This is a genomic window from Streptococcus gordonii (assembly GCF_001553855.1).
GTDB classification, from domain to species: domain Bacteria; phylum Bacillota; class Bacilli; order Lactobacillales; family Streptococcaceae; genus Streptococcus; species Streptococcus gordonii.
This window is the reverse complement of record NZ_LQWV01000039.1, coordinates 47,157-66,314: the sequence shown is the minus strand read 5'-3', so window position 1 is coordinate 66,314 and position 19,158 is coordinate 47,157. Positions and strand designations below refer to the sequence as shown.

Sequence of the window (19,158 nt, the reverse complement as noted above, 5' to 3'; positions counted from 1 at the left end):
CCTAATAGCGTTTATCTATTTATCAAACTTCACTTCCTCAATCAGATATTCTATAAAGCGTTCTCCCATCTTGGATAGGCTGGCTTTTTCATGTTTGATGTAGACTAGCTCAATAGGATCATCGATATCAAGTGGAATAGAGACAATGTTGTCACCATTGAGGTTGCTGTTGAGGATACCAGTAGCAATCGTGTATCCGTCCAGACCAATCAAGAGGTTAAAAAGAGTAGCTCGGTCACTGACTACGATAGACTTTTTATGGTGTTCTTGGGAGAGGATTTCCTCAGAAAAGTAGAAGGAATTATGTGTCCCTTGGTCGTAGCTGAGGTAAGGGAAATTTTCTAAATCTGACAGTTGGACCAATTTTTTCTTAGCAAGAGGGTTGGACTTGCTGACAAAGATATGGGGCTGAGCTGTGAAGAGATGAGTTGCAATCAGATGATTATCATCTAGCATTTTGGATAGAACATCTCGGTTATACCCGTTTAAGAAGAGAACACCGATTTCGCTACGGAAGTTTTTGACATCATCAATGATTTCCCAAGTACGAGTTTCCCGTAGAAATAGCTCATATTTTTCCATATCACTTTTTTTAAGAAGGGAGACAAAAGCATTAACCACAAAAGCGTAGTGCTGAGAAGATACACTAAAGAGCTCACGATGGGCAACAGGGTTCTTGTATCGCTCTTCCAATAATTGGGTCTGCTCAACTACCTGACGAGCATAAGATAGAAACTCCATGCCGTCTTTTGTTAAAGTGATTCCCTTCGGATTGCGGATGAAAATATCAATCCCCATCTCGTTTTCGAGTTCCCTCACAGCATTAGAAAGGCTTGGCTGGGTAATAAAAAGTTGCTTGGCAGCCTCATTCATGCTGCCAGTTTCGACGATTTTGATAATATAGTGTAGTTGTTGAATTCTCATAGGTCTATTTTATCATAATAGGATTGACAAAACATCTATTTAGTTGTAGAATATGATAAATTTAAACCTTTAATCAAGTCCAGTGAGGCTGCAAGGTAGGAAAAACGATATAAGAGGCAATTGACTGCCTTGTTTTTTGCGAAACCTTGCTGTGGCGAGGTTTTTTCTTGTAGAAAGTGAGGTTGTCATGGTTAGTGACAGTTGCAAAAAGAGATTTGGCAAGATTATGCTGGAGCAGATGGAGCTTCTGAATCAAGTAGAGATTGCGCCTAATATTTTTTCCATGATTTTAAAGGGCCAAATGGTCAGCCAGATGCAGGCTGGGCAGTTTTTACATATTAGGGTACCTGATGACAGCAAGCTTTTGCGCCGGCCGATCTCAATTGCTGAGATTGACCGAGATAATCTGACTTGTCGTATCATCTACCGGATAGAAGGTGGCGGGACGGCTATTTTTTCTCAACTTCCTGCTGGTTCTTATCTTGATGTTATGGGGCCTCAGGGAAATGGCTTTGATTTGAGTCCTGTAAGGGCAGGTGACCACGCTTTGATTATCGGTGGTGGGATTGGCGTCCCTCCCTTGCTTGAGGTTGCTAAAGAATTGCATGCAAAGGGTGCTCAAGTGACAGCTGTTCTGGGATTTTCTGATAAATCTGCTGTTATTTTGGAAGCAGAAATAAAAAAATACGCTGATGTCATTGTCACGACGGATAATGGTTCCTATGGTCGCAAGGGCTATGTATCAGCGGTGGTAGATGAGATGATCCAAGACTATGAGGCTGTCTATTCCTGTGGAGCGCCAGCTATGCTTCAGTACGTCGATCGTAAGTTTCAGGACCATCCGCATGCCTATCTCTCCATGGAATCACGTATGGCTTGTGGTATGGGCGCTTGCTATGCCTGCGTCGTTCATGTGACAGGTCAGGACGAGTCAGTCAATAAGCGCGTTTGTGAAGACGGTCCGGTCTTTGAAACGGGCACGATTATTGTCTAGGAGGGAAAAAGAATGAGTAATCAACGTTTAAGAGTTTCCTTGCCAGGCTTGGATCTGAAAAATCCAATTATTCCAGCATCTGGATGCTTTGGCTTCGGCCAAGAATATGCCAAGTACTATGACTTGGACTTTCTGGGTTCTATCATGATAAAGGCTACGACTTTGGACCCTCGCTTTGGCAATCCCACTCCGCGTGTGGCAGAAACGCCAGCTGGTATGCTCAATGCCATTGGCCTACAAAATCCAGGTGTTGAGGTTGTTCTAGCTGAAAAATTGCCCTGGCTGGAAAAACATTATCCCGACCTTCCAATCATCGCTAATGTAGCAGGTTTTTCCAATCAAGAATATGCCACAGTAGCTGGGAAAATTTCTCAAGCCCCCAATGTCAAGGCCATTGAGCTCAATATCTCCTGTCCTAATGTTGACCATGGAAATGCTGGCCTTTTGATTGGTCAAGTTCCAGAGTTGGCTTACGAAGCAACCAAGGCAGCAGTAGATACTTCTGATGTACCTGTCTATGTCAAATTAACTCCGAGTGTGGCTGATATTACTCAGGTAGCCAAGGCCGTTGAAGATGCTGGAGCTGCTGGATTTACCATGATTAACACCTTGGTAGGTATGCGATTTGACTTGAAGTCACGCAAGCCTATTATCGCTAATGGCACAGGTGGTATGTCGGGTCCAGCTGTCTTTCCGGTAGCGCTCAAGCTGATCCGTCAAGTGGCGCAGGCAAGCAAACTTCCTATCATTGGTATGGGGGGAGTTGATTCGGCGGAGGCTGCTCTGGAGATGTTTATAGCGGGCGCCTCAGCCATTGGGGTGGGCACTGCCAATTTCACGGATCCTTATGCCTGTCCGACCATCATTGAAGATCTGCCTAAGGCGATGGATAAATACGGCATCGAAAGTCTTGAAAGCTTACGAAAAGAAGTTCGAGATAATTTGCTTTAAAGTTACATTTTTGCTTGACAATCTTGCTGTGAAATTATAGAATGAACTAAATATAACCTTTAAAGAAGTCCAGAGAGGCTACTAAGGATCATACGTTTGAATGGCAAATTCTGCCACATTTTCGTGTAACCTTGCTCTCAGGCAAGGTTTTTTCTATATTTTCGAGTCTAGTGTGAAGATATAGTTGACAACAGGAGTACCTGCCGGAGTTCTTTAAAGCTAATAATTAAAAAAGGAGATTATCCCTACATGCGTGAAGAACGTCCTATTATCGCCCTTGACTTTCCATCTTTTGACGATGTCAAAGCTTTTTTGGAGCATTTTCCAGAAGATGAAAAACTATTTGTAAAAATCGGTATGGAATTCTTCTATGCTATCGGTCCAGAAATTGTTCATTATTTGAAAGGACTTGGACACAGCATTTTCTTGGATCTGAAACTGCACGACATTCCCAATACTGTACGCTCAGCTATGTCTGTCTTAGGAACTTTTGGCATCGACATGGTGACGGTTCATGCAGCTGGCGGTGTGGAGATGATGAGCGAAGCTAAGAAGGTTTTGGGAGACAAGGCTAAACTGGTTGCAGTGACTCAGCTGACCTCGACCAGTGAAGAAGATATGCGTGATTGTCAAAACATCCAGACAACGGTTCAGGAGTCTGTTGTAAATTACGCTCGTAAAGCTAAGGAAGCTGGTTTGGATGGCGTAGTTTGCTCAGCTCAAGAGGTTGAACTGATTAAGGCGGCTACTGCTGAAGACTTTCTCTGTGTGACGCCGGGTATTCGACCAGCTGGAGCAGAAATTGGTGACCAGAAACGGGTTATGACTCCGCAAGAAGCACATCAAATCGGTAGTGATTATATTGTAGTCGGTCGTCCGATTATCCAAGCTGAAAATCCATGGGATGCTTATCATGAAATCAAGAAGCAGTGGAATAGCTAAGCAAAACAAGTAATTCGAATTAAAACGTTATACAAAATTAACAGTATCATAAAATTTCAAATTTATAAGGAGCAAAAAATGACTTTAGCAAAAGAGATTGCGCGTGATTTATTGAAAATCAAAGCTGTGTATTTGAAGCCAGAAGAGCCTTTTACATGGGCATCAGGTATCAAGTCACCTATTTACACAGACAACCGTGTGACCTTGGCCTATCCAGAGACTCGGACCTTGATTGAAGATGGTTTCGTCGAAAAGATTCTGGCAGAATTTCCAGATGTAGAAGTCATTGCTGGAACTGCGACAGCAGGTATTCCTCATGGAGCCATTATCGCTGATAAGATGAACCTGCCATTTGCCTACATTCGCAGCAAACCAAAAGATCACGGAGCGGGCAATCAAATCGAAGGTCGCGTAGAGCCTGGGCAGAAGATGGTTGTCATTGAGGACTTAATCTCGACAGGCGGTTCTGTCTTGGATGCTATCGCTGCTGCTAAACGTGAAGGTGCGGACGTGATTGGCGCAGCGGCCATCTTTACCTATGAGCTGCCAAAAGCAAATAAAAACTTCAATGAAGCGGGTGTCAAATTGGTGACCCTTTCTAACTATACAGAGTTGATTCACTTAGCTGAGCAAGAAGGCTATATCAATGCTGAAGGATTAGCCTTATTGAAACGCTTTAAGGAAGACCAAGAAAATTGGCATCTGTAAGAGTTTGTTCTGCTTGAGTTTAAACGATATTTCATATCGAAACAGATACTTTATCTTTGCCAAAAGAAAAGCAGCAGTCTCTTGATTGCTGTATTTTCTTAGCTAAAAACCTTGATTTTTGCTATAATAAGCCTATGTCAAAGATTTATCGTCTATCGTTTTCCATTTTACAAAAAATCATGTTAGTCCTTGTAGTACATTGGTTTTTTGTTTCAATCTTTTATATCAGTGAGATGAGTTATTGGGCCTATCCAATTTTTGGTATCTTGCTGCTTGGGGCTTATTATTATCGTAAAGAAGTTTTGAAAGTATACCGCTATTTGATGCGACATAAGATCGCGATTATGGTGGCTGTAGTAGTTTTTCAGCTCATTATGATTTGGGCGGCTGAGTTGCTGGTGCGTCGGGATGCAGCAGTTGTTCTGAACGGGGCATTTCGTTTGCTCAAAGAAACATCGATTTCAAGCTATATCACACGTAACCCAAATAATCTGCCTCTCTTTCTCTACGAACGCTTTTTCTACAAGCTGTTTGGGGAGTCGTCTGCACTTTGGATAATGCAGGGGCTTAACATGGTGTATGCTAATCTAACAGCTTGGATTTTGTATAAGGGAAGTCAAAAATTTTTTAATCAAGAATCGGCTGATGTCGTTTTTAGTCTTTATGTGCTTTTGGCTGGATTTTCTCCTTATTTCTTCTCTATGTATACGGATATTCCGCCACTGCCCTTTATTTCTTTACAGATTTTCTTAATTTTTGGAATCTTTAAAGCTGACAGTATTAAGAAATTGACTGCCTTAAGTATTTCGTTGGGGTTGCTAACAGGCTTCTTATATTTTGTTCGCCCGACAGTCATGATTCTCTTGATTGCCTTCTTCGTAACATTCTTTTTGCAGAAGCAGTGGAAAAATTTTCTTTTGGTTTTATCAATATTTGTCCTTGCTTTTGGGATAACCTATAGTGGACTTCATACGGCTATTAAGAACCAGAATGAAGTGACAATTATTCAAAAAGAAGGGTTAGCTAAAGGACCGCTTCTCTTTATCAATTTGGGGCTTACATACATAGGTCATAATCAAGCAGATATGAAAGAAGGGTTGCTCCAATATATTGAACCCAACAAGAGAGATGACTATAATAATGGCATGTTTGCTAAGGAAAATGTCATTAAGGAAATTAAGCGTCGCTTGAAGGAATATACACCCGCGACATTTTGGGGGCACTTATATTACAAGCAATCTCTAACGGTGGCAGAAGGGACCTTGGGTTGGCTCTATCGTGATGTTGAAAATGAAAAGACACCATTTATTAATCCTTTATACGAAATGACCAAAAACAATCCACTTGCTCAGTTTGTTCGGACATTCTTTTTAAGCATTGATAAGAAGGAGTATGTCTATTACGCTCTGATCAAGCAGCTAGTTTGGATTGTTATGAGTCTAGGTCTCGTTATGACTTTGTGGAAATACCGACCTGATGATCGCGTCAACTTTTTAAATCTTGCTGTTTTTGGTGGCTTACTTTTCCTTCAGATTTTTGAAGGTGGGAAAACCCGTTACCTCATCCAATTTTTACCACAGATTTTACTGGTTTCTGCTCTTGGTTTAAGTCAGTATTCTCAAGATTTGAAGAAAGTCGTCTGTTACTTAAAAATTTCCCAACGAAAGTCTTTGAAAAGGAATGATTAAAGATGAAAAGACCTGTTCCTATCTATGAACCGCTTTATACCTTGAAGCCCATTGCTGAGAATATCTGGATTGTCGACGGTGATTTGATTGAGATGGATGCGGTGCTGACAAAGTTGCCTTTTTCTACCCGCATGACGGTCATAAGGTTAGCAAATGGCCAGCTCTGGTGCCATTCACCAATCCAACCAAATCAAGCCTTGTTTGATCAGTTGGATGCTTTGGGACCAGTTGCACACCTCGTTTCACCTAATAAGATTCACTATGCTTATATAGCTGACTGGAAGAAGCGTTATCCTGAGGCGATTGCTTGGTCTAGCCCAGGAGTGGAAGAGAGAGCGGCCAAGCAGAAAATACCAGTCTCTTTTGATGAAAAGCTGACAGATAAGGCTCCACGAGCTTGGGAAGACCAGATAGATCAGTTGGTTTTCAAGGGGAGTGCTTATATTAATGAAGTTGTCTTTTTTCATAAGGACAGTCAAACCTTGATCTTGACAGATTTGATCGAGAATTTTGAAACAGAGCATTTTGCAAGTCCACTTCGTAGCAAGGCTTATAAATTAGTTCGTGTTGCAGCTCCGGACGGCCAGACTCCTATTGACTACCGTATGACCTTTATCGGTCATCAAAAAGAAGCCAAGGACTGTCTAGAGCAGATGTTGGCATGGCAACCAGAAAAAATTATCCTAGCTCACGGTTCTTGTTTTCTGGAAAATGGAGTAGCAGAACTAAGAAGAGCATTTAGGTGGATTCGATAAAATATCCAATCGTAGGAAATGAGAGGAGACATATATGCAGCATTCAGCTTGGCACACTTTGATTAAGGAGCAGCTACCTGAAGGTTATTTTGCAAAAATCAATCATTTTTTAGATGAAGTGTATGCTTCAGGGACTATTTACCCACCTCGGGAAAAGGTGTTTAATGCGATTCAGACAACAGATTTAGCGGATGTTAAGGTGGTTATTTTAGGGCAGGACCCCTACCACGGACCAAAACAGGCACAGGGCTTGAGTTTTTCTGTACCTGATGACATTCCAGCTCCGCCTTCTTTGCAGAATATTCTCAAAGAACTGGCTGATGATATCGGAGTGAAAGAGTCGCATGATTTGACTTCCTGGGCTCAGCAGGGTGTTCTCTTACTCAATGCTGGTCTGACAGTGCCTGCTGGCCAGGCCAATGCGCATGCTGGCTTAATCTGGGAGCCTTTTACAGATGCTATTATCAAGGTAGTCAATGAGAAGACTGATCCAGTTGTCTTTATCCTCTGGGGTTCTTACGCTCGCAAGAAAAGAGCCTTGATAAGCAATCCTCAACATTTGATCATCGAGTCAGCTCACCCAAGTCCGCTGTCTGCGTATCGTGGTTTCTTTGGTAGTAAACCTTTTTCTCGTACCAATGATTTCTTAGTGGCTAAGGGCTTGGAACCTATCAATTGGTTAGCTTAGGAGGTAATATGGTTCAGTTAGCAACGATTTGTTATATTGATAATGGCCGAGAGTTTCTCATGCTGCACCGCAACAAAAAGCCCAATGATGTCCATGCTGGGAAGTGGATTGGTGTCGGTGGCAAACTAGAGCGAGGAGAAACCCCGCAGGAATGTGCTGCGCGCGAGATTCTAGAGGAAACAGGTCTAAAGGCAAAGCCTGTCCTCAAGGGCATTATTACTTTCCCAGAGTTTACTCCCAACTTGGACTGGTACACCTATGTTTTTAAGGTGACTGAGTTCGAGGGGGAACTGATTGACTGCAATGAAGGGACTCTAGAATGGGTGCCCTATGATCAGGTTTTGTCTAAACCAACCTGGGAAGGCGATCATACCTTTGTCGAATGGCTTTTAGAAGACAAGCCTTTCTTTTCAGCAAAGTTTGTTTATGACGGGGATAAGCTCTTGGATACGCAGGTGGACTTTTACGAATAAGGAGATAAGACGATGCTATTAATCAAAAACGGACGAGTTATGGATCCTAAGACTGGTTTTGACCAAATTACTGACCTCTTGGTTGAGGGGAAGAAGATTGTTAAAATAGGTCAAGATTTGCAGGCAGAAGGAGCAAAAGTTATTGATGCCAGTGGTTTGGTTGTGGCTCCTGGTTTGGTGGATATACATGTGCATTTCCGGGAGCCGGGCCAGACTCATAAGGAAGATATTCATACGGGGGCTTTGGCAGCAGCAGCAGGTGGCTTTACGACAGTTGTTATGATGGCCAATACCAATCCGACCATCTCTACAGTTGAAACCCTGAAGGAAGTGCTGGACTCAGCTAGTCGTGAAAATATCCATATCAAGTCCGTCGCAACGATTACAGAGAATTTTGATGGGCAGCATCTGACAGATTTCCAAGGTCTCTTGGCAGCAGGTGCAGTAGGTTTTTCTGATGACGGTATTCCGCTGACCAACTCTGGCATTGTCCGCCAAGCCCTCGTAGAAGCACGTAAAAATGACACCTTTATAAGCTTACATGAGGAAGATCCTAATCTCAACGGCATACTTGGTTTCAATGAGCATATTGCCAAAGAGCATTTTCATATCTGTGGCGCGACAGGTGTGGCAGAATACAGCATGATTGCTCGCGATGTTATGATTGCTTATGATGCAAAGGCTCATGTGCATATTCAGCATTTGTCCAAGGCTGAGAGTGTAAAGGTAGTGGAATTCGCTCAGAAGCTAGGCGCTCAAGTCACTGCTGAAGCAGCACCTCAGCACTTCTCTAAGACAGAAGCTTTGCTATTGACCAAGGGCAGCAATGCTAAGATGAATCCGCCTCTGCGCTTAGAATCGGACCGTCTGGCGGTTATTGAGGGGCTCAAATCAGGTGTCATTTCTGTCATTGCGACGGATCATGCTCCACATCATGCTGACGAGAAAAATGTTGAAGACATCACTAAAGCACCTTCTGGCATGACTGGTCTTGAAACTTCGCTTTCTCTGGGACTGACCTACCTAGTTGAGGCTGGTCATCTGAGCTTGATGGAACTTTTGGAAAAAATGACTCTTAATCCAGCCCAACTGTATGATTTTGAAGCTGGTTTCATCGCTCAGGATGGTCCTGCTGATTTGACAATATTTGACCCAGAAGCCGATAGACTTGTGACTGACCATTTTGCCTCCAAGGCAGCTAATTCACCTTTTGTTGGTGAAAAGCTGAAAGGTCAAGTGAAGTATACCCTCTGTGATGGTGAACTAGTTTTTGAAGGATAATCTATGGAAATCTGAGATAATTAGAATCTCAGATTTTTTTGTTTAGATACGAACATACATAGGTAAAGTACAGAAAATAATTCACTTTTACTCCCTTTTTCGATATAATAAAACTAATAAAAAAGAAAAAGAGGACGGTTTATGCAAAAGAAAAAAATTCTTTTACCGCTTTTATTACTTGCTCCAGCATTTCTAGCTCATCAAGTATACGCAGATGAACAAGTAGCTTCTGAACCTAGTCAAGAAGTTGCAGCAGCAACTTCAGCTCAAGAAGGGAATGTCCCAGATGGAGCTATTGCTACAAGTGCGCAGGGTGAAGAAAGCGCTTCCGGACAACAAATTGATTTGCCTGAAGCAAATATTATCCATACAAATGACGTTCACGGCCGTATTGTTGAAGAAAAAGGAGTTATTGGAGACGCTAAATTAGCAGCCGTTATTGAAGAGGAAAGGAAAAACAATCCTTCAACTCTTGTAGTTGATGCGGGAGATGCCTTTCAAGGTTTGCCAATTTCAAATAGTTCCAAAGGTGAAGAGCGTGCTAAACTACTTAATGAGATGGGCTACGATGCTATGGCTGTTGGGAATCACGAGTTTGACTTTGGCCTAGATGAAGCAAAGAAATATAAAGAAATTCTTAATTTTCCTCTTTTAAGCTCTAACACCTATGTAAATGGTGCTCGTTTGTTTGAAGCATCAACTATCGTAGATAAGGATAAGAATGTTGTAGGTGATGAGTTTGTAGTAATCGGTGTGACAACACCTGAAACTGCGACCAAAACTCATCCTAAGAATGTTCAAGGCGTAACATTTAAAGATCCTATCTCAGAAGTTAATTCAGTTATTGATGAAGTAGAAGCTCGCGCTGCGGCAGAGGGTAAATCATACAAGAACTACGTGGTATTGGCCCACTTGGGTGTTGATACGACTACACCAGTAGAGTGGCGTGGCTCTACTTTAGCTGAAGCTCTTTCAAATAATCCAAAGCTCAAAGGTAAGCGCGTAACAGTTATTGATGGTCACTCTCATACAGTTCAATCTACAACCTATGGAGACAATGTTACTTATAACCAAACGGGAAGTTATTTGAATAACATTGGTAAAATTACTTATAAGGCTAATCAATTATTGGGAAATCCACAACAAATCTCTGCAGCTTCTACTAAAGATGTGGTACCAAATGCTAAAATAGCAGCCATGGTCAAAGAAATTAAAGAAAGATATGATGCTGAAAATGCTAAAGTTGTTCGTGCCAATAGCCCAGTTGAGCTAAACGGCCAGCGTGAAAATGTTCGGGTTCGTGAGACAAACCTTGGTAATGTGGTAGCGGACGCCCTTTACGAATACGGCCAAACTGGATTTAGCCATAAAACAGATCTTGCTGTGACAAACGGTGGTGGTTTGCGTGAAACAATTGCCAAAGATAAGCCAATTACAAAAGGTGATGTGATCGCTGTCCTTCCTTTCGGAAACACTATTTCTCAAATCAAAGTAACGGGACAAAACATTGCTGATATGTTTGCTAAATCTCTTGGATCTATTTTACAAGAAAAAAATGGTCAGCCTGTTTTGGATGAAAATGGCCAACCCCTTCTTGAGCCAAGCGGAGGCTTCCTACAGGTTTCAGGTGCTAAGGTTTATTACGATACAACCTTGCCTGCTGAAAAACGTATTTTGCACATCGAAATTAAAAATCCAGAAACCGGTAAGTATGAAAGCTTAGATCCTGCTAAAGAGTACTATTTGACAACAAATGATTTCTTAGCAGCCGGTGGTGATGGTTACACCATGCTGGGTGGTGCGCGAGAAGAAGGTCCTTCTATGGACGTGGCTTTTGCCGATTATTTAGCTAAAGCAGATTTGACTGCATATTCGGTTATAAATCCAAATTCCCGTACGATTTCTATCTCTTCTAAAAAAGATAGTGATGGAGATGGAGTTTCTGATATTGAAGAAATCAAAAATGGAACAGATTCATCTGATCCAAAATCTTATCCTGGCAGAACAGATGTTCCAAATGGCCAGTCTAATCAGAATCCAAGTGGCCAAAACTATCAACCTCTTCCAAATTACTCTGCAAATGGCAATGTAGTTCAACCGTCTTATAAGACAGCAGCCAAAGTAGATCCTGCAAAAGAAGAGAAGAAGGAAGAAGTTGCTACAAACAGTAAGCCTTTGACAGTTAATGTTGCTAAAACATTTGCATCATCTAAGGCTAGACTTCCTGAAACAGGAACAAAAGAGTCACCTGCTTTAGTTATTGTATCCTTGTTTACTGCTTTCTTGGGAATCCTTGGTTTCAAGAAGAGTCAAGAAGACTAAAAAATAAGCCCTAGGGCTTATTTTTTTGGTACTTGTTTAGTGATATTGATTCCCCAAGGGATAAGATTCTCCGATTTATTTTTAATTCTTTCCATGTTATCTCTATGTCGAATCAGAATAATTGATGCTAGAAGAATAATGATTAGAGTAAAAAGAAGATCGTAACTAGGGAGGATAATTCCTAATGAAGGAAATATGAGAACGGAAAGAATCGCAAAGCCAGCTACAACAATACTAGCCAGAGAAATCATACTTCCCAAGTAAAGTGTTACAATAAAAATAATAATCAAATAAGAAAAGAAGAGGGGAGAAAATCCAAGAACAACACCTGCACTTGTAGCAACGGCCTTGCCTCCCTTAAATTCAGCAAAAATTGGGAAGGTGTGGCCAAGAACAGCTATTAGACCAAAAATCATGGGTGATATACCATTGATATGGAGAAAAAGTGGAAGTAGGGTTGCAAGAGTTCCTTTTAGAAAGTCGATTGCAAAAGTAACAGTTCCAGCTGTCTTTCCTAAAATACGGAAAGTATTAGTTGTGCCGGTATTTCCACTACCGTATTCTCGTAAATTCTTTTTAAAGAAAATCTGTCCAATCCATAAACCAGTTGGAATTGAACCCAGTAAATATGCCAAAATCAGGCCCAAAATTGTATTTATCATAAATTTATTATATCACGAATTTTGCTTTGTATTTAACAATCTAGTAAATTATTTGTCTAATCCGATAAAAATGTTTATTTCAAGGCTTTTGTGACAAAAACTTTTGCAAAATTTTATAAAAACTTGTAAGATAGTAAGGATGAATAATGCAGGAGGTTCCTTGTGGCAAAGAAGGAAATCAATATTAATAATTATAATGATGATGCCATTCAAGTATTAGAAGGGTTGGATGCGGTACGTAAACGTCCAGGTATGTATATCGGATCCACTGACGGGACAGGACTCCATCATTTAGTGTGGGAAATCGTGGATAATGCAGTTGATGAAGCTCTATCAGGTTTTGGTGATCGGATTGATGTCACCATCAATAAAGATGGGAGCTTAACAGTATCTGACCATGGACGCGGGATGCCAGTTGGTATGCACGCTATGGGGATTCCTACTGTTGAGGTCATTTTTACAGTATTACATGCTGGTGGTAAGTTTGGTCAAGGTGGTTATAAAACTTCAGGAGGACTCCATGGTGTAGGTTCTTCGGTCGTTAATGCCCTATCTAGCTGGTTAGAAGTAGAAATTACCCGTGATGGTACAGTCTACAAGCAACGCTTTGAAAATGGCGGAAAACCAGTCACTACGCTCAAGAAAATCGGTACTGCACCTAAGTCCAAGTCTGGAACCAAAGTGACCTTTATGCCGGACGATACGATTTTTTCAACGACAGACTTCAAGTACAACACTATTGCTGAGCGACTTAAGGAATCAGCCTTCCTGCTCAAGAATGTCCGCCTGTCTCTGACGGATGCTCGCACTGGCGAAGAAATAGAGTTCCATTATGAGAATGGTGTTGAAGACTTTGTCAGCTATCTCAATGAAGACAAGGAAACACTGACTCCGGTTCTCTATTTTGAAGGAGAGGAAAGTGGTTTCCAAGTTCAAGTGGCTCTCCAGTATAATGACGGCTACTCTGATAATATCTTATCATTTGTCAATAATGTGCGCACCAAGGACGGTGGTACTCATGAGACCGGGCTCAAGACCGCTATTACCAAGGCTATGAACGACTATGCCAGAAAGACGGGTCTGCTCAAGGAAAAGGATAAGAATCTGGAAGGTTCAGACTACCGCGAGGGCCTATCTGCCGTTTTATCAATCCTAGTTCCTGAGGAACATCTACAGTTTGAAGGCCAGACTAAGGACAAGTTAGGTAGTCCCTTGGCTCGTCCTGCTGTGGACTCCATTGTCTCTGACAAGCTGACTTTCTTCCTCTTGGAAAATGGTGAGTTGGCATCAAACCTCATCCGCAAGGCTATCAAGGCTAGAGATGCTCGGGAAGCGGCCCGCAAGGCACGTGACGAAAGCCGTAATGGCAAGAAAAATAAGAAAGACAAGGGCTTACTCTCTGGTAAGCTAACTCCGGCCCAATCTAAGAATCCAGCCAAGAACGAACTCTATCTGGTTGAGGGAGACTCTGCCGGTGGTTCTGCCAAGCAAGGACGTGACCGTAAGTTCCAAGCCATCCTGCCCCTACGAGGTAAGGTTATCAATACCGCCAAGGCTAAGATGGCTGACATTCTCAAGAACGAAGAAATCAATACCATGATCTACACGATTGGAGCGGGTGTTGGGTCAGACTTTACCCTTGAGGATGCCAACTATGACAAGATCATTATCATGACCGATGCGGATACTGACGGTGCCCATATTCAAACCTTGTTGCTGACCTTTTTCTATCGCTATATGCGTCCGCTGGTTGAAGCTGGCCGTGTATATATCGCACTTCCTCCTCTCTACAAGATGTCCAAGGGTAAGGGAAAGAGCGAAGTTGTCGAGTATGCCTGGACTGATGGCGAGCTGGAAGACCTGCGTCGCAAGTTTGGCAAAGGAGCTATGCTTCAACGCTACAAGGGGTTAGGTGAAATGAATGCCGATCAACTCTGGGAGACCACTATGAACCCTGAAACTCGCACTCTCATCCGTGTCACCATTGAAGATCTAGCTCGCGCCGAACGCCGTGTCAATGTCCTCATGGGTGACAAGGTCGAACCACGCCGCAAGTGGATTGAGGATAATGTCAAGTTTACGCTAGAAGAAGCGACAGCTTTTTAAAATTTGTTTAACTAATCATTATAGATAATTACATTATTTAGGAGTTTTATTATGAAAAAAATCTATACACTGGCATTGCTTGTATTTTCAGTATTCATCCTAGCTGCTTGCTCTTCGCAGGAAGCTTGGCTAAACGGTACATGGAAGAGTGAAAAAACAAAAGGCACCTATGTTTTTGAAGAAAAGCAAGGTAAATGGAACATTTTAAACGGTAAGGAAAAAATTGCTGAAAAAGGGGAAGTAAAAGATAAAAAAGGGGATCAATTCACCATTGTTGATACTAATGGTAATCGTCATCAGATAAAAAAAGTTGATGAAAATACTATTGAATATCAACCATTTACATCCGACGGAATTTCTGCAACTAATGGAGAAAGTTTCAAATTTAAAAAGGATAAGTAGAGCTACTTTTAGCTGATCAGAGTAGTGAATAGATGACTATTTTAGAAATGGTCGGTCTAATCTTTCGAGACATGCAGGAATCCGCTTTGCCAACTTTGATTCTATATAAAGAAGTTCCACTGAAAAGATAGGTGCTCCCATGAGAAAAGAAACCGAGATGTTTGATGTGATTTTGCAAACCGCAAAAGCACTACAGGTCGACGCTGTCGCCATGTCCGGCTCGCGGACAAATCCAAATGCTACCAAGGACGAGTTCCAAGACTATGATGTGGTTTACATCGTGGAGGATTTGCATGCTCTGGTGGCTGACCTTGCCTGGTTGGAAATGTTTGGCAGGCGTATGATTGATCAGCATGTCCTACTAGACCATCGTCGCCTCTATCTCATGCTCTTTGAAGATGGCAATCGGATAGACTTGACCCTTTGCCCCAAGGAGCACATCAAAGAGTGGGTGGATAGCGAAGCGGATTTCACGGTTCTGGATGATCCACAAGGACTCTTCGATCCTTATGTACCAACACCCAAGCGCTATTGGACGGCACCAGCCAGTGCGACTGACTTTGACAAATCTTGTAATGAATTCTGGTGGATATCAGCCTATGTAGTCAAGGGCATTCATCGGAACCACCTGGTCTATGCGACGGACCATCTGTATGGAATCTGCCAGCAAGAATTGCTCAAGCTTTTAGCTTGGCAAGTGGCAGCAGATCAGGGTACGGTCGATGTTGGCAAGAACTACAAGTACCTCTTTCAGCATTTGCCTATCGAGAAAGAGAAAGAATTTACAGCCTTGCTTGATTTTTCTGACCAGAAAAAAATCACTAAGTCTCTCTTTGCTACCATGGACTTTTTCCACAGAGAAGCCCAAGCTTTCTCTCTCAAAACCGGCTTCCACTATGACAAAGAAACCGCCGAGAAGATGATTGAATATGCTGAGGAGAGGCTTGAAACAAATGAAACATTTACAAAATAATAAGATAACAAAATTTTTACTGATTAGTTTTCTCATTTCTTGGGGATTTGGTTGGGGATTGCTCGCTTTTCTGACGCAAATGAGCCTCTTAAGTCTAACAAGTCCACTAGGAGTTTTTCTCCATTTACTAGGAGGTTTCGGTCCAACCATTGCAGCCATTTCTTGTTTGCCTCAAAAATCCATTAAAAGCATAGTCTCTTTTATCTTAGGGGACTCAAAGAAATATATTTTGTTATTTCTTTTACTAATTTTCGTGCAGACAGGTGTCATTGCTTTCTCTTCTAAGGAGCTTAATCCAGCTTTTCCACTAGGAAATTTGTTTGTTGTTTTTTTGAGTGCAGTCTGTGTTTATGGTGGCGAAGAAGAATTGGGATGGCGAGGCATCTTGCAACCAACTTTGGAAACTAGATTCTCCTTTTGGATTTCTGGTTTGATAACAGGTTGTATTTGGGCAATATGGCATGTACCTTTATGGTTTGTGATTGGAAGTTCCCAAAGTAGGATGCCTTTTATATTATTCAGTCTATTTGCAATTTATCTCAGTATTCTTCTAGCAGCTGTTTTCAAAAAGACTAAGTCGATCCTTTATTGCGCCATTTTTCACGGCCTAATTAATACCCTACTTAGCTTATTTGTTATTAAAATTAATCTTTTATTCATTCTAGGATTAGTAGGATTGCTCTTCTTTTCTCACTACCTACAAAGAAACAGTTAAATTTATAAAATATAGATTTACTTTGCAACAAAACATTAAAAAGAGAATTATTATGTCTAACATTCAAAACATGTCCCTTGAGGACATCATGGGAGAGCGCTTTGGTCGCTACTCCAAATACATCATTCAGGAGCGGGCCTTGCCAGACATTCGCGATGGCTTGAAGCCTGTTCAGCGCCGTATTCTTTATTCCATGAACAAGGACGGCAATACTTTTGACAAGGGCTACCGCAAGTCAGCCAAGTCTGTCGGGAACATCATGGGGAATTTTCACCCCCACGGTGACAGCTCCATCTACGACGCCATGGTTCGCATGTCTCAAGACTGGAAAAATCGTGAGATTCTCGTTGAGATGCACGGAAACAATGGTTCCATGGACGGTGATCCACCGGCGGCTATGCGTTATACTGAGGCGCGTTTGTCTGAGATGGCTGGTTATCTTTTGCAGGATATTGAGAAAGATACCGTTCCTTTTGCTTGGAACTTTGACGATACCGAGAAGGAACCGACAGTTCTGCCGGCAGCCTTTCCTAATCTTTTGGTCAATGGAGCAACTGGGATTTCCGCTGGTTATGCGACTGATATTCCACCTCATAATCTAGCCGAAGTCATTGACGCGGTCATCTATATGATTGACCATCCATCTGCCAAGGTGGACAAACTCATGGAGTTTCTGCCTGGTCCAGACTTCCCGACAGGAGCTATTGTCCAAGGCCGTGATGAGATTAAGAAAGCCTATGAGACTGGTAAAGGTCGCGTCGTGGTGCGTTCCAGAACTGAGATTGAAAAGTTGAAGGGCGGTAAAGAGCAAATCATCATCACTGAGATTCCTTACGAGATTAATAAAGCGGTCTTGGTCAAGAAGATTGACGATGTGAGGGTCAATAATAAGGTGGCTGGCATTGCTGAGGTGCGGGACGAATCAGACCGGGACGGTCTTCGCATTGCCATTGAGCTCAAGAAAGATGCTAATACTGAGCTGATTCTTAACTATCTTTTCAAGTACACTGATTTGCAAGTTAATTACAACTTCAACATGGTGGCGATCGACAATTTCACGCCGCGTTTGGTGGGAATTGTGCCAATCTTAACCAGTTATATTGCCCACCGCAAGGAGATCATTCTGGCTCGCAGCCGATTTGACAAGGCCAAGGCTGAGAAACGGCTCCATATCGTGGAAGGACTGATTCGGGTTATTTCAATCTTAGACGAGGTGATTGCTCTGATTCGTGCTTCCGAAAACAAAGCAGACGCCAAGGAAAATCTGAAAGTTAGCTATGATTTCACTGAGGAGCAGGCTGAGGCTATCGTCACTCTCCAACTCTACCGTTTGACCAATACAGACGTCGTGGTTTTGGAAGAGGAAGAAGCAGAGCTACGCGAGAAGATTGCCATGCTGGCAGCCATTATCGGTGATGAGCGCACCATGTATAATCTTATGAAGCGAGAACTCCGTGACGTCAAGAAGAAGTTTGGCAATCCGCGTCTCAGTGAGCTGCAGGATACGGCAAACGCTATCGAGATTGATACAGCTAGTCTCATCGTTGAGGAAGAAACCTATGTCAGCGTGACACGTTCTGGTTATATCAAACGGACCAGTCCACGTTCCTTCTCAGCATCGACCCTAGAAGAAATGGGCAAACGTGATGATGACCGACTGATTTTCGTCAGCCCGGCCAAGACGACCCAGCATTTGCTAATTTTCACAAGTCTTGGAAATGTTATTTACCGGCCTGTTCATGAGCTGTCAGATATCCGCTGGAAAGAAATTGGAGAACACCTCAGCCAGACCATCAGTAACTTTGATACCAAGGAAGAGGTTATCTATACAGAATTACTGGACAGCTTTGAGGAAGGGACTTACTTTGCAGCGACCAAGCTGGGACAAATCAAGCGAGTGGAGCGCAAGGAGTTCAGTCCTTGGCGGACCTACAAGTCTAAGTCGCTCAAGTTTGCCAAGCTGAAAAATGAAGATGACCAGGTTATTGCTCTGGCGCCGATTAAGCTGGATGATGTTATGCTCGTGACCAAGAATGGCTATGCCCTTCGTTTCAATATTGAGGAAGTACCTGTTATTGGTGCTAAGGCAGCTGGGGTTAAAGCCATCAATCTTAAGAAGGACGATGTTCTAGCGGCAGCCTTTATCGCCAACACAGACTCGCTTTACATCCTAACTCAGCGCGGTTCGCTCAAGCGTATGGCAGTCGCAGATATTCCTGTTACTAGTCGTGCAAATCGTGGTCTCCAAGTTCTGAGAGAGCTTAAGACCAAGCCCCATCGTGTCTTTGCAGCTGGACCAGTCTTTGGCGAAGCAGTTGACTTTGACCTCTTCACAACAGAAGCAGAAGCCAGTGAGGAGCAAATTTTGCAGGTGATTTCTAATAAAGGAACTGTCTATGATGTAAACCTAACTGAGCTCGGCTTATCAGAGCGAACCAGTAACGGCAGCTTTATCTCTGATACCATTTCAGACGAAGAAGTCTTCTCAGCTTATATTAAGTAATTTTCAAACCAGTTCAAACGAACTGGTTTTTTCAAACTAAAATTTAATAACGTAATTTTCTGAAAATTGAA

17 protein-coding genes are annotated in these 19,158 nt (G+C 42.4%); 15 read left to right on the top strand and 2 right to left on the bottom strand.

Annotated elements, in window-relative coordinates:
* Positions 1-15: 15 nt before the first annotated feature.
* Entirely contained in the window at positions 16-924 is a 909-nt protein-coding gene (locus AWH02_RS08835) for a LysR family transcriptional regulator (protein WP_060553526.1), read from the bottom strand.
* A gap of 187 nt (positions 925-1,111) precedes the next feature.
* On the opposite strand from AWH02_RS08835, the gene AWH02_RS08830 reads away from it, so the two are divergent.
* The 10 genes from AWH02_RS08830 (at position 1,112) to nt5e (ending at position 11,726) form a co-directional block, all read left to right on the top strand.
* Positions 1,112-1,918, top strand: coding sequence for a dihydroorotate dehydrogenase electron transfer subunit (locus tag AWH02_RS08830; protein ID WP_060553596.1), 807 nt, complete (start codon positions 1,112-1,114; stop codon positions 1,916-1,918).
* A 12-nt stretch (positions 1,919-1,930) separates the two neighbouring features.
* Positions 1,931-2,869, top strand: coding sequence for a dihydroorotate dehydrogenase (locus tag AWH02_RS08825; protein ID WP_060553527.1), 939 nt, complete (start codon positions 1,931-1,933; stop codon positions 2,867-2,869).
* Between the two features lie 249 nt (positions 2,870-3,118).
* Complete coding sequence (pyrF, locus tag AWH02_RS08820; RefSeq protein ID WP_045503251.1) at positions 3,119-3,811, top strand: orotidine-5'-phosphate decarboxylase; 693 nt, start codon at positions 3,119-3,121, stop codon at positions 3,809-3,811.
* A 78-nt stretch (positions 3,812-3,889) separates the two neighbouring features.
* The gene (pyrE, locus tag AWH02_RS08815; RefSeq protein WP_060553528.1) at positions 3,890-4,519 is read left to right on the top strand and encodes an orotate phosphoribosyltransferase; all 630 of its coding nucleotides are present in this window, start codon (positions 3,890-3,892) and stop codon (positions 4,517-4,519) included.
* A 134-nt stretch (positions 4,520-4,653) separates the two neighbouring features.
* Positions 4,654-6,207 (top strand): glycosyltransferase family protein, encoded by a 1,554-nt coding sequence (locus AWH02_RS08810; protein WP_060553597.1) that lies wholly within the window; start codon positions 4,654-4,656, stop codon positions 6,205-6,207.
* A 2-nt stretch (positions 6,208-6,209) separates the two neighbouring features.
* A complete protein-coding gene (locus AWH02_RS08805; RefSeq protein ID WP_060553529.1) occupies positions 6,210-6,962 on the top strand; it encodes a DUF4336 domain-containing protein in 753 nt (250 codons plus the stop codon).
* Between the two features lie 34 nt (positions 6,963-6,996).
* Positions 6,997-7,650, top strand: a complete 654-nt coding sequence (locus AWH02_RS08800; RefSeq protein WP_060553530.1) for a uracil-DNA glycosylase — start codon at positions 6,997-6,999, stop codon at positions 7,648-7,650.
* Positions 7,651-7,658: 8 nt separating this feature from the next.
* On the top strand, positions 7,659-8,123 hold the full coding sequence (locus tag AWH02_RS08795) for an NUDIX hydrolase (protein WP_048774629.1): 465 nt from the start codon (positions 7,659-7,661) through the stop codon (positions 8,121-8,123).
* Positions 8,124-8,135: 12 nt separating this feature from the next.
* Positions 8,136-9,404, top strand: coding sequence for a dihydroorotase (locus AWH02_RS08790; protein WP_060553531.1), 1,269 nt, complete (start codon positions 8,136-8,138; stop codon positions 9,402-9,404).
* Between the two features lie 141 nt (positions 9,405-9,545).
* A complete protein-coding gene (gene nt5e, locus AWH02_RS08785) occupies positions 9,546-11,726 on the top strand; it encodes a cell surface ecto-5'-nucleotidase Nt5e (RefSeq protein WP_060553532.1) in 2,181 nt (726 codons plus the stop codon).
* Positions 11,727-11,743: 17 nt separating this feature from the next.
* Here nt5e and plsY read toward each other — a convergent pair whose 3' ends face one another.
* Complete coding sequence (plsY, locus tag AWH02_RS08780; protein WP_060553533.1) at positions 11,744-12,388, bottom strand: glycerol-3-phosphate 1-O-acyltransferase PlsY; 645 nt, start codon at positions 12,386-12,388, stop codon at positions 11,744-11,746.
* A gap of 162 nt (positions 12,389-12,550) precedes the next feature.
* Between plsY and parE the strand changes: the two genes are divergently transcribed.
* The 5 genes from parE to parC all read left to right on the top strand — a co-directional run bounded on the left by parE (position 12,551) and on the right by parC (position 19,087).
* Positions 12,551-14,494: a DNA topoisomerase IV subunit B gene (parE, locus tag AWH02_RS08775; RefSeq protein ID WP_060553534.1), complete on the top strand. Its 1,944-nt coding sequence runs from the start codon at positions 12,551-12,553 to the stop codon at positions 14,492-14,494.
* A 51-nt stretch (positions 14,495-14,545) separates the two neighbouring features.
* Positions 14,546-14,896: a hypothetical protein gene (locus AWH02_RS08770; RefSeq protein WP_060553535.1), complete on the top strand. Its 351-nt coding sequence runs from the start codon at positions 14,546-14,548 to the stop codon at positions 14,894-14,896.
* Between the two features lie 139 nt (positions 14,897-15,035).
* A complete protein-coding gene (locus AWH02_RS08765) occupies positions 15,036-15,869 on the top strand; it encodes an aminoglycoside 6-adenylyltransferase (protein WP_060553536.1) in 834 nt (277 codons plus the stop codon).
* The gene (locus tag AWH02_RS08760; RefSeq protein WP_060553537.1) at positions 15,850-16,584 is read left to right on the top strand and encodes a CPBP family intramembrane glutamic endopeptidase; all 735 of its coding nucleotides are present in this window, start codon (positions 15,850-15,852) and stop codon (positions 16,582-16,584) included. Before AWH02_RS08765 ends, AWH02_RS08760 begins: the two co-directional genes overlap by 20 nt.
* A gap of 52 nt (positions 16,585-16,636) precedes the next feature.
* Positions 16,637-19,087 (top strand): DNA topoisomerase IV subunit A, encoded by a 2,451-nt coding sequence (gene parC, locus AWH02_RS08755; protein WP_060553538.1) that lies wholly within the window; start codon positions 16,637-16,639, stop codon positions 19,085-19,087.
* The last annotated feature ends 71 nt before the right edge of the window (positions 19,088-19,158 follow it).